8 protein-coding genes are annotated in these 12699 nt (G+C 42.7%); 4 read left to right on the top strand and 4 right to left on the bottom strand.

What is annotated here, in order from left to right:
- The first annotated feature begins 110 nt into the window (after positions 1–110).
- Together A3775_RS21380 and A3775_RS21375 are read left to right on the top strand one after the other, a co-directional pair.
- Positions 111–2636, top strand: a complete 2526-nt coding sequence (locus A3775_RS21380; RefSeq protein ID WP_066426687.1) for a sigma 54-interacting transcriptional regulator — start codon at positions 111–113, stop codon at positions 2634–2636.
- A gap of 342 nt (positions 2637–2978) precedes the next feature.
- Positions 2979–3827 (top strand): zinc-dependent peptidase, encoded by an 849-nt coding sequence (locus tag A3775_RS21375; protein ID WP_066426685.1) that lies wholly within the window; start codon positions 2979–2981, stop codon positions 3825–3827.
- 153 nt (positions 3828–3980) lie between these two features.
- Here A3775_RS21375 and A3775_RS21370 read toward each other — a convergent pair whose 3' ends face one another.
- The 4 genes from A3775_RS21370 to A3775_RS21355 all read right to left on the bottom strand — a co-directional run bounded on the left by A3775_RS21370 (position 3981) and on the right by A3775_RS21355 (position 9899).
- Complete coding sequence (locus A3775_RS21370; protein ID WP_066426683.1) at positions 3981–5399, bottom strand: NAD(P)/FAD-dependent oxidoreductase; 1419 nt, start codon at positions 5397–5399, stop codon at positions 3981–3983.
- Positions 5400–5672: 273 nt separating this feature from the next.
- On the bottom strand, positions 5673–7409 hold the full coding sequence (locus tag A3775_RS21365) for an RluA family pseudouridine synthase (RefSeq protein ID WP_066426680.1): 1737 nt from the start codon (positions 7407–7409) through the stop codon (positions 5673–5675).
- A gap of 346 nt (positions 7410–7755) precedes the next feature.
- Positions 7756–9024 carry a glycoside hydrolase family 10 protein gene (locus A3775_RS21360; protein WP_066382688.1) on the bottom strand — a complete coding sequence of 423 codons (1269 nt, stop codon included), beginning with the start codon at positions 9022–9024 and terminating at the stop codon, positions 7756–7758.
- Positions 9025–9488: 464 nt separating this feature from the next.
- The gene (locus tag A3775_RS21355) at positions 9489–9899 is read right to left on the bottom strand and encodes a metal-sensitive transcriptional regulator (protein WP_066382690.1); all 411 of its coding nucleotides are present in this window, start codon (positions 9897–9899) and stop codon (positions 9489–9491) included.
- A gap of 236 nt (positions 9900–10135) precedes the next feature.
- On the opposite strand from A3775_RS21355, the gene A3775_RS21350 reads away from it, so the two are divergent.
- Together A3775_RS21350 and A3775_RS21345 are read left to right on the top strand one after the other, a co-directional pair.
- Positions 10136–11350, top strand: a complete 1215-nt coding sequence (locus A3775_RS21350; protein WP_066382691.1) for an HhoA/HhoB/HtrA family serine endopeptidase — start codon at positions 10136–10138, stop codon at positions 11348–11350.
- Between the two features lie 155 nt (positions 11351–11505).
- Positions 11506–12687, top strand: coding sequence for an aldo/keto reductase (locus A3775_RS21345; RefSeq protein WP_066382692.1), 1182 nt, complete (start codon positions 11506–11508; stop codon positions 12685–12687).
- The last annotated feature ends 12 nt before the right edge of the window (positions 12688–12699 follow it).

The following is a 12699-nucleotide window of genomic DNA, read 5'->3' as shown; positions in this document are numbered from 1 at the left end:
AACCTAACAGCACCAAGGGAACCCAAAGATTCGGCAAATCAGATACACTCATCACATCGCTATTTTTGGGGATAATTCCTGTTATAGCAAGCAGACAACACGGGGAACTCATGAGCATATATCCAGAGAAAGTTATCTGGTTACAGGAGCGAACAACTTTAAGTATTCTCTCATCAGAAGTGTTGAATGCGATCGCTCCCCTGATTCAAGAACAAGTCATACCTCAAGCAAGCACTCTTATTCAAGAAGGAACTCGCCCAACAGCACTTTATATTCTCCTAGATGGTCAACTAGAAACTGAAATTACCAATAAAAACAACCCTGTCTTCCCTTGCGGTTTCCTTCCGGGTGCAGTCATTCACCTCAAAGAATTACTCTTAGATGAATTAACCCCATACACAATTAATGCTGTCACAGAATGCCATGTCTGGGTAATTCCGGTGGCGGAGTTTCGCACCTTAGTTAATCAATATCCCGAAATTACTCAAGCTGTGTCTCGACAACTGGCGCAGGAATTAGCACAGATGACATCTGCGTTAAGCTATGAACAAGAACGTTCCGTAGCTTTGCGACCATATTTAGTTACCAAAGCCCAAAGGGGAATTGTGGGGACAAGTCGCTATGCGTTGCGCTTGCGGGAACAAATACGCGAAGCGGCGACTGACCGGAAATCTGTCGAAATTTTCGGCGAACCAGGCTTAGACAAAGATAATATCGCCGCCCTAATTCATTTTAGTTCCCCCAAACGCCGTGAACCGATAATTAAAGTCAATTGTGGGATGTTGCAAACTAGCGGCGCAGATTTATTCGGTCGTGCTGGGGGGAAACCGGGACTGTTAGAATGGCTAGGCGAAGGAAGTTTAGTTTTAAACAATATTCAGGAGTTACCAGCAGAATTATTACCAGATGTGGCGCAGTTATTGCAAACAGGGACATATACCCCCGTGACTCGTCCGGGAGAAGCCACGGCTGCACCCCGCACCACTCAAGCCAGAATTATGTTAGTTTCTGAAAAAGCCCAGTCCCAGATTGAACGCTGTGTAGGTCATATAATTAAAGTGCCACCGCTACGGTTACGGAAGGCGGATATTCAAGCCCAGGTAGAATATTACACCAGTTTGTATGTGCGATCGCGTGGACTTCCGAAACCCCATATCACCCCGGAAGCCTTGCGCCGTCTCCAGTCCTATGATTTTCCTGGGAATCTCAAGGAATTGAAAAACCTTGTAGAAAGGGCAATTGTACAAGCAGGGAAAGGTAGGGAATTAACAGAAGAAATCTTCTGGGCGGCGGAAACGAAGAAAAAACAATTTCGTGTGAATTTGTTGAACCTTTATCCAGGGTTGCGGCGATTTTTGCGGAGTGATTGGTGGCCGGATAAAATTAACTATGGTTTTACGGTGGTGGTGTTTGCGTTGATTGTGGGTGTGTTATTTGTAGGGCCACAAACACGCGATCGCAATTTTGCGTTAAACTTATTTTGGGCTTGGTGGTGGCCTGTCATCTTACTAATCTTTCCCTTTTTAGGGCGCGTATGGTGTTCAGTCTGTCCCTTCATGATTTACGGCGAAATTACCCAAAAACTATCATTGTGGCTATTTCCCCGACAACTGAAACGCTGGCCGAGAGAAAAAGCTGAAAAATGGGGCGGTTGGTTTTTATTTGGTTTATTTACCTTAATTTTCCTCTGGGAAGAACTTTGGAATTTAGAAAACACCGCCTATCTTTCCGCCTGTTTACTATTATTAATTACCTCCGGGGCGATGATTTTCTCAGCCATTTTTGAAAGGCGGTTTTGGTGTCGTTATCTTTGCCCCATCGGTGGAATGAATGGCTTATTTGCTAAACTTTCCATCACAGAACTTAGGGCGCAACAAGGAATTTGTTCAGCAAGTTGTACCACCTATCAATGTTATAAAGGCGGAGTGGAAAAAGGCGAAGGAATGGAAACCGATGGCTGTCCCTTGTATTCCCATCCCGCACAATTAGAAGATAACCGAGATTGTGTATTATGTATGACTTGTCTAAAAGCCTGTCCCCATCGTTCCGTCGAGTTTAACTTGCGTCCCCCTGGAATTGAACTGTGGACAACTCATGTACCCCGTAACTACGAAGTGGCTTTGTTATTGTTACTATTAGGCGGAGTATATTTGCATCGTTTAGCAGAGTTGCAAACTTGGCTAGGTTTACAGTTAGATTTAACACAATTTTGGCTACATTTAGGAATATCACTGTTAGCTTTAATCGTTCCGACTGTGTTTGTATTTGTTGGCTATTATTGCATCAAATTCTTAAGCTTCCGCCGCAAACCTAGAGGATTTATCGAACTCGCCTATGGTTACTTACCATTAGTGTTAGGAGGTAACTTAGCTCATTACTTACGTTTAGGTTTAGGCGAAGGTGGGAAAATTATCCCTGTAACTTTTGCCACTTTTGGTTTAAATAGTGAGCAATTACCTATATTAGTAGCTCATCCAGCCGTGATTGCTTTTTTGCAAGGTACAACTCTAATTTTTGCAGTATTGTTGACGATAATTTTAACACAAAAAATTGCGCGTCAACCTTTTAGAGCTTTGCTTTGGCAACACCTAGCCGCAATTGGTTTAGGGTTGAGTATGTGGGCAATTATTGTCTAGGTGCTAGATAACAATTTTTGTAGGGTGGGCATTGCTTGCAATTTCCTTAAACCCTCAGTTTAACGTTGTTGGCAATGCCACCCTTAAGCATATTGAGAATGGCGCAAGATATGACATAATACCGTTTCTTGATGTAGCTTGCGTGGCTTAGTCATAGATGCACTGTAGAGACGTTGCATGCAACGTCTCTACATCATTAAGATGACGCAACTTCATAGAGAATTGATATAAAAGATATCATGTACGGTTAATTACTTATGATAAGATTTCGATGCTGATTTTTTCTCTTTTCCTGTTCCATATCCCCTGTTCATTTTTACAAATAAAAGCTAATAAGTATCTATGCTTCAAGCAGTTATTATTTTTCTAATTTTGGGGATAATTATTACTGTAATTTTCATTAGTCCTATTCTCACAAAGCAAAGGAGAAACAGAATTAAAAAACGTTCTTTTCCTGCTTTGTGGAATGCGATTCTTGAAAATAACTTGCCTATTTATCTACAACTCTCTCCTGCGGAACGTCAACGACTGCGGGGACATATTCAAATATTTTTAGCAGAAAAGCAATTTATTGGTTGTAGAGGATTACAGGTAACGGCAGAAATGAAATTAACTATTGCCTCTGTTGCCTGTTTGTTACTATTGAATGAGCGCGGGGAATACTTTCCTAAACTGCGTTCAATTTTGGTCTATCCTAGTACATATTTTGTCAATCAAACCGTTGCTGTGAGTGATTATATAATTACAGAAAGACGCGATGCTAGATTAGGAGAATCATGGACTAAAGACCAAGTAATTTTATCTTGGAAACAGGTGCAAGAAGATACTCAAAACTGGAGAGATGGACGTAATGTTGTACTGCATGAATTTGCTCATCAGTTAGATCAAGAAGATGGTAAAGCTGATGGTGTACCAATATTGCCTCATAACTCAGATTATCAGATTTGGTCTAGGGTAATGACAACAGAATTTTATCAACTTTGTTATCATGTTCAGCAAAATATGAGAACAGTAATTGATAGTTATGGTGCAACTAATGCCGCCGAATTTTTTGCTGTGGCGACTGAGACATTTTTTGAGAAGCCACAGCAATTATTACAGGAGCATTCCGCACTGTATGAGTTACTGAAAAGATACTATCAATTAGACCCTATACAGTGGGTGGAAGCGGGGAGCATCCCAAATGTGTAAGTTTATTTTTTGCTTGAGTTCAAGACTTGAAATGAACAAACCACGAAGGTACTAAGTACACGAAGGTAAGAGATTTTTAGAGAGTTTTTGGTGTTGCTGTGGTTATTTTTTCAAAATTGGGATGCTCCCTGGAAGCGTGAATTTAAAGGCGTGCTACGCTTGCTCAAAATTGCGTCCGTAGAGGTGTTGACTATACTCCTGCCAGTCTTCAGATGAGGTGTAAGGTGGGTTTAATGTTGCCTTTTGGACATACGCCATTAAGGGACGACGCAACTGTTCATATTTTTGAAAAGCTGCCGTTATTACTTGTTTATTGTGCCAATTATTCTCCTTTGCAATTTTAGCAATTAATGTCACCACAGCTAAGGCATCTTCTAAACCTTGATTAGCACCTTGAGCCATAAATGGCGGCATTCCATGCGCCGCATCTCCGACTAAAACAACTCTGTCAAAACTCCAAGTTGGTTGAATTGGTGTACTTTCAGCATCGGCAATCATGGCACGATGAATATAATAAGGACGGTGTTCTATATTTTCTGGGGGTGATAAACAAACTAATTGTTTGAGAACATCAGGAAATCCTGCATTTTCAAAGACTTGTAATGCAAGTTCTTTCAAAGAATTACCAGATTGATTTTCTAAAACTGCCAAAGGTAAAGCTGAGTGAATGAGATAGCCAAATTGTCCCGTGGCGCGACTGCGGAATAACATCATTCTTGTAGATTGCATCTCACCAGATTCATTTCTAGATGACTCATACTGACAGATGGTAGTAACTGGTGATTTCTGCAAGAATTTTGTTTCAATTTCTGCTTCCACTTCTGCGGGAATATTTGCTATCTCCCGACAAGATATAGCAGCATATCCAGAATATTCAGGTTTAGCAAAATCTGTGTATGGGCTATTTTGATAAAGCACCCGGCGAATTGTAGAATTAATGCCGTCTGCGGCTACAACTAGCCTAGCCCGGAATGATTTATTAGTAAATGATTCTTCGGAAGTTTTATCTAGATTTTCGGGTTTGCTGTTTTCCCAATGGGCATAGGGATTTGCTTCTACTGTAGTGTCAGAAACACAATCTATCCTTACACAATTATTATCTGGCTCATCGACAACATTGATACACCGATGATTAATTTTGACAATATCTGGAGGTAGTTGTTGTCTTAAAGCTGTCTGCAAATTGTACCAAGCAATAGAAACTCGCCCTTCGCCATATTCTTGAAACCAATCATCAAAACTCAGGGAAATTTCCCGAATTGTCTCCCCCTGAAAATTTTTGTAAACCCATTTAGGTGAAGGTTTGGGAGTGTTTTGTGCTGGAGTGGAGGGTTGAGAATTGAATAAACCAAAGGCGGCGTTTTTAACGGCTTCGTAAGCATGAGAATCTAAATATCTCAGAGATTTTAAGCCATTGGGCAGCAAATCCAAAACTTGCCCAACCTGACGAAAGGCACGAGTTTGATCTATTACCAAAATATTTGCAATTCCACGCTGGCGTAAACCAATGGCAGTTGCTAAACCAATAGGCCCAGCCCCAACTATCACAACATCGTAAATATCAGTTACCATATCTTTGCTGACAAAACTCACTATATTTATTATTTAACCCTAGCGATGAGAAATCAGGGATATAATACCGTTTCTTGATGTAGGGGTGGGTTCACAAATACCTTGGCTGATTAACGATGATCTCAATAAACCCGCCCCTACTTTATTCTGCGCTGTAGAGACTAGCCGTGCTTAGTCTCTACATTGTTTTTCTGTGCAACCTCATAGAGAAATTGCTCGCTGACACGAAGTTGTCAAACTTCCAATCAAGCGATGTTCTCACAAATTACCACATTAAAAAGGCGTTTGAGTCTGCAAATGAATACTTACTTGTGACTGTGGATGCTGAAAACGTAATTCTCTGGCGTGCAAGTGTAAGCGAGTCGCCCCAGCATTGCAACCATAAAGGCGATCGCCTAATATCACTACTCCTAATCCTACCAAAGCATGAACCCTTAACTGATGGGTGCGTCCGGTCAATGGCACAAACTCTACACGGGTATATTCTCCTTCCCTCCCCATCACCCGAAAGCGCGTCACACTGGGTTTACCACGTTGCCAATCAACTTGTTGATACGGTCGATTTTGTGGATCTCCCCATAATGGTAATTCAATCACATCTGTCTCTGTGGTGACAACACCTGCAAGTATGGCTTCATAAACCTTGTGGACTTGTCGCTGTTGAAATTGCTGGCTGAGTTGGCGATAGGTTTGGGCATCACGCGCCATTAAAAGGATACCAGAGGTTTCTTGATCTAAGCGATGCACCGCCGCCAGATTCTCGCCATCTGGTAACAAATGACGCAAGCGGCTAATAACACTGTCTTGGGTTTCTAGATAACGCCCAGGAACAGATAGCAGCCCAGAAGGTTTGTTGACAGCAATCAACCATTCGTCTTCATAAATAATCTTGACCTCTCCCCAAACCCCTCCCCTACTAGGGGTGGGGCTTAAAACTCCCTTTTCCCCGCCTTCGGTACGGTGCGCGAATGCACTTAAAACTCCCCCTTCCCCAGAAGGGAAGGGGGTAGGGGGGTGAGGTTTTAAACCCGCTAGCAAAAACCCCATCAACGGTTGACAACGTTCTACACAAGCACCATAAAATTCTCCTTGAACTTTATCTTGATGGGATGTCCCCCACCAAAATTCAGCCATTGCTAGGGGTTTAAGTCCGTGGGTGGCGGCGTAGTGGAGTAACTTTGGGGCGCAACAGTCGCCTGTGCCTGTGGGTAAACCATTGGGCATTAATTGCTGTAATGATGAAGATTGCCCGAAAAAATTCATGAGGGAATAAGCGGCGTGCATCTGTGCTTGTAATTGCCGAGAGATAGCTTTACGCTGTTGTTTGAGTTCTTGAATGCGTATATCTGCGGTGGCGATCGCTTCCTTGAGAGTTGCCAAACTCACATCTCGTTGGCGTTTGAGTCTCCGGCGTTCAATTCCCTGCTGACGGCTTTCCTCGTCTAGTTGTTCTAAAGCCAAAGTTAAAGCTTCACCTGTGAGTGTATCGTAAAAATACTGACGTTGTTGCTGTCGTTGCTGTTTGTCAGTCAGATGGCGATCGCTCATTTGTTGCAACTGTTGTGCATACTCCCGTGATAGTATTTCATACTCTTGTCTAGCTGGTAACTGTTTCAGGGTAATTAGTTCTTGCTTAATTGCTGCCAACTGTGCCAAAGTTTCGGCTTCTGCTAAAGCTACTTGTTCCCTCCCTGGAATTGGTGTCACCCAACCCTCAAGCACACTTTCACCATTGAGTAAACCAGAAAAAGCTTTCAGTACCCGGTTTTCGCCTGTAGGTAGTTCCACCAACAACACACCATACATTTTACCTTCACGGGAATAACGCTCATCCTCGGCTAATTGTCGCATTAAACCATAGGCGATCGCTTCTGCTAAAGGCGTGCGTGGTAGTCTGAATAAATCACCACTTTGCAGACAACGCCCCTCATACCAATAGTTAGGAGATTGGTTAATATCAATCCCATCACAGTTAAGAAAATCTGCAAGTGGATGTAAAACCTTTGTCATGGCGGAGTGGGTAGTAGGTTTTGTTGTCCTGCAATTCATATTATGGTTAACCGTGAGATGAATTACAGACACTCATACCGTTTCTTGACATACATCTTGCATCTGTTCCTTGATGATAATTTTTGTAGGGTGGGCATTGCTTGCAACTTGCTGAAAGCCTTAGTTTTATGTTTTTGGCAATGCCCACCTGACGCAAGATATGACTTGATGAAGATGCACTTTATTCTTCATTTTAGTTAGTAGGGTGCGTCAGTATGAATATTTTCTTGGTATAGCTAGGGTTACTCGTACTGACGCACCCTACATTTTGGATGTTTTTTAATCTGGAAGTCCCTAATGTGCTAATTTATTGGACTCTGGCACGTATTGCCGGATAGGGAAAAAGAGCTTGGAATTTAGCTTGACGTTCATCCGGTTCTGAAGAATAATTCCACAGACTACCGTAATAGAAAAAGGCTATACCCAAACCACGCTGTTGTGCTGCTCGTACTTGAGACTGAATTTGCTGTATAGATACAGGTTGATTTCGTAATCCTGTCATCACCCCGATACCAGTGGGGATAACTTGCTGCGCTTCTCGAATTTCTGCACGAGAAATATTATTGATAAAACTTTGCAAATCAGGGCGGTAAATTTGCACAATTAACTCATCCACAAGATTTTGACGTACCCAAGTCAACCAGTCTTGCAGTTGCAGCTTGTAGGCAAAGTCATAGTAATTAGGCGCAACAGAGAAAATAGCATTGGGTTTTCTGGCTTTGACAGCTTGATTTAGCTGTCTGATAAACGCCGTAATTTTATCGGCTCGCCAACGCACCCAGTCGGGATCATCAGGATTCGCGGGAGGATTGTTTTTGGTTTCTTGTCTGTAGAGAGCAACCGTGTATTTATCATAGCCAAATTCATGGGGCAAACTCATGTGATCGTCAAACTGAATGCCATCGACATTATACTTGCTGACTACTTCCAACACGAGATTAGAGATAAACTGCTGCACTTGGGGGTGAAAGGGATTGAGCCATACCACTTCACCAGCCGCACTAATTGAAGTTTGGCTACCATCCCGCTTTTGTGTTAACCACTGTGGATAGTTTAGAGCTAATTCTGAGGTTGGGGGAGCCATAAACCCAAACTCAAACCAAGGAATAGCCAACAAACCCCGACGATGCGCTTGGTTAATGATGTCGGCTAAAATATCTTGTCCCTCTGAGCCTCGAAATACAAAGGGTTGAATACCTGCTCGTTGTGCCACAGCACTGGGATACATGACATAGCCAGAATTCCATACTACAGGGTAGACAGTATTGAAGTTCAACCGTCGTAGTTGATTCATTGCATCCTGGACTTTACGCCGATCCTTGAGGATGTTGAAATCATTGTTAGTCATCCACACCCCACGAACTTCCTGACGGGGTAGTTGGGCAACTACTGGGGTAAAATTGTCTACCAACAATACCGTAACAAAGGATATCAAAACGAGGATAGGAAAAAGGCGTTTCAACAGGCGGCTGCGTCCCCAAATTTGGGGCAAGAAACTGAACTTGACAAGTTTCAATGATGCGTTAGCTACCCACAAGCTCCATAGCCTCATCTGGTGATGGAATTTACTAGCCATAAAGTCTACATACTTTGATGCTTACTAGAGGTTTGGTTGACTGGTAATTATTTTTCAAGACGGTAGATTGAATTTACGCAACAGATTAACTGAAGCATACTTAACACAATCAGTATAGTTGACGCAGGTATCAGAAATTTGTGCCGCATGGACTTTTATGGGCAATACCTTATTTTGTTAACTTTGAACGTGATGATGCCATAATTAACAACGCAAATAATACTTAAGTTAGATGTGTTAGGTATCACAGTTGTTTTAAGAAAGACAATTTCGTAGCGAATGAGGAAGCGATCGCCTAATACAATTATTTTTTGGCTACATGGGGACAGACAATTACCAAATCCTCACAACGACAAAACACAGAAACAAATATTTTTGTCTCTGTGTTGCGGCTATATATTATTTAATTGCAATTACTGAGCCGTTAATTAACCTTTAACTCCTTATCACTCACAACTTATTCATCACGGTAAAAACCTGTCTAAAGCGGCTTTCAGTTGTGTAATTTCAACGTCTATATCGCCTTCTTTTGCCGCTCTGGCGATACACTCAGTTAAATGCTCATCTAAAACGATTCTAGCTACCTTATCCAAAGCACCCCGCACAGCAGCAATTTGCAACAAAACATCAGGACAAGGGCTATTTTGTTGCACCATAGATTTAATCCCTCTAATATGTCCTTCTATCCGTGATAGGCGATTGACAATTTGCTTGAGAGATTCATCACTGTGGATGTGAAGATGACCAGGCTGAGTCTGCCCATGAGTATGATCTGTATGATTGTGATGGTCATGTTCTGTATCATGACTGTGGGGGTGTTCTGCTGGCTGAGATACGGGCAAAGATTGTTTAGCTAATCGTTTTGAGCCGTTCATGAGTTATCAAAGCACTGGTACTACTCAGATCCTAGCTCAATATTGGTTTCTAGAGGCTAAGAAGGGGCGGAGGAGCAGGGGAGCAGGGGAGCAGGGGGAGAAATTCTTTCTCAGTCAACAGTCAACAGTCAAGGGGTAAAATCCGAACCCGGCAATAGTCAATTACTTGCCAAAATAAACTTTAGATAGAATTTCACGATTAGGTAACAATTAGGCTTCTAGATTAGGTTGTGAATATGCGATTTACCAAAATATCCAGGTCTATACGCCAACTCAGCACCCATGTATTAGCCATCATTCTAGGAGTTGCGCTTACAGTTAGCAGTCTGCGCGTGTTACCTTCCCAAGCAGCACCTGCACCCAATTCTACTACAGTGGATGCGCCAGAAATGATTGCTCAACGGCAATCACCAGCCGTTGCGGCTGTAGGTAACAGTAGCTTTGTGACAGCCGCCGTTAATCGTGTCGGCCCAGCCGTGGTCAGGATTGATACAGAACGCACTATTACCCGTCGGATCGACCCATTTTTTGAAGATCCGGTTTTCCGCAGATTTTTTGGTGACGGCTTTTCAGGACAATTACCGCCCGAACAATTGCGCGGTCTAGGTTCTGGCTTTATTCTTGATCAGAGTGGTTTAATTTTAACTAATGCCCATGTTGTGGATAAAGCCGATCGCGTGACTGTCAGACTTAAAGATGGTCGCACCTTTGACGGTAAGGTTCAAGGCATTGATGAAGTCACAGATTTGGCTGTGGTGAAAATTAATGCTGGGAATAATTTACCAGTTGCACCTTTAGGTTCTTCGAGTAATGTACAGGTAGGAGACTGGGCGATCGCAGTTGGTAATCCTTTGGGTTTTGATAACACTGTCACCTTGGGTATTGTCAGCACCCTCAAACGTTCTAGCGCACAAGTCGGTATTACTGACAAGCGGTTAGACTTTATCCAAACTGACGCAGCTATTAACCCTGGTAACTCTGGCGGCCCCTTGCTGAATGACAAAGGCGAGGTTATTGGTATTAATACAGCGATTCGTGCGGATGCTATGGGTATTGGGTTTGCTATTCCTATAGATAAAGCTAAGGCGATCGCAGAACAATTGCAACGCAATGGTAGAGTTCCTCACCCCTATTTAGGTGTGCAGATGGTAACTTTAACCCCTCAGCTAGCTAAACAAAATAATACTGATCCTAACTCTGCCTTCACCATCCCAGAAGTTAACGGTGTTTTAGTGATGCGAGTTATACCTAATTCACCGGCTGCTAATGCTGGTATGCGTCGCGGCGATGTAATTGTACAAATTGATGGACAACCCATCACCACCGCCGAACAGTTACAGAACTTTGTCGAAAATAGTCGCCTAGGTCAAGTTTTACAGGTGAAAGTACAACGGGGTAATCAAATACAACAGCTATCTGTTCGCACGGCTGAATTACAAAATGCTTCATAGGGGGACTGGGGACTGGTGACTGGGGACTGGGTAGAAGTTCTTCTCCTTTGCTCCTCTGCTTCCTCTGCTTCCTCCACACTCATTCGGGGATACGCCCAAGCGTATCCTTGATTTTTTTTGTAGAGTAAAAATTGGCGATAATTCCAAAATTACGAATGCTGTACAGAAGATTCGGACGCACAGAATTACAGATGCCGGTGTTTTCCTGCGGCGGTATGAGATATCAATATAAATGGCAAGATGTTCCTCAATCAGATATTCCGGCGGATAACCAAGCGAATTTGTCAGCAACTATTCGCCGTGCTATCGAATTGGGAATTAATCATATTGAAACTGCTCGTGGGTATGGTAGCTCAGAAATGCAGTTAGGGCAAATTTTACCTAAGTTCCCCCGCGAAAAGTTGATTGTGCAGACGAAAGTCTGTCCTATGGCAGATGCAAAGGAATTTCGCAAGACTTTTGAAACTTCTCTGCGCTATCTTCAGTTAGATTATGTAGACTTACTAGGTTTACATGGTATCAATAATGCTGAGACGTTAGATTATAGTATTCGTCCTGGTGGCTGTTTAGAAGTAGCGCGACAATTGCAAGCAGAAGGAAAAGTTAGATTTATCGGCTTTTCTACTCATGGTGCTACAGATTTGATTGTGGAGACAATTAATACCAATCAATTTGATTATGTAAATCTGCATTGGTATTATATTAATCAATGGAATTGGCCTGCCATTGCCGCCGCTACCCGTCATGATATGGGGGTGTTTATTATTAGTCCTTCTGATAAAGGCGGAAGGCTATATCATCCCCCAGCTAAGTTAGTTAATCTTTGTGCGCCTTTGAGTCCGATGGTGTTCAATGATTTGTTTTGTCTGAGTCACCCACAGGTGCATACATTGAGTTTGGGCGCAGCTAAACCCCAAGATTTTGACGAACACCTGAAAACTTTAGAACTATTAGACCAAGCATCCGAGATTTTACCGCCAATTTTGGCCAGGTTGGAAGAGGAAGCGATCGCCATTTTGGGAAAAGATTGGGTAAAAACTTGGCACACCAATTTACCTAAATGGCAAGATACCCCAGGACAGATGAATATTCACACAATTTTATGGTTGTGGAATCTAGCCACCGCCTACGATTTGGTAGACTATGCCAAAATGCGTTACAACCTGCTGGGTAATGGTAGTCACTGGTTTCCAGGGAACAAAGCCGATAAACTAGATGAACTAGACTTAAGACAATGCCTTGCTCACAGTCCCCATGCTGACAAAATCCCGCAATTTTTAGCGAAAGCTCATCAAATGTTAGCAGGTGCAGAAGTCAAACGGTTATCGAAGACTTAGGAGTGGGGAATG

Source organism: Anabaena sp. 4-3, assembly GCF_001597745.1.
Lineage (GTDB): Bacteria > Cyanobacteriota > Cyanobacteriia > Cyanobacteriales > Nostocaceae > Trichormus.
The sequence above is the reverse complement of the archived record's forward strand: the minus strand, read 5'-3'. Positions and strand labels throughout refer to the sequence as shown.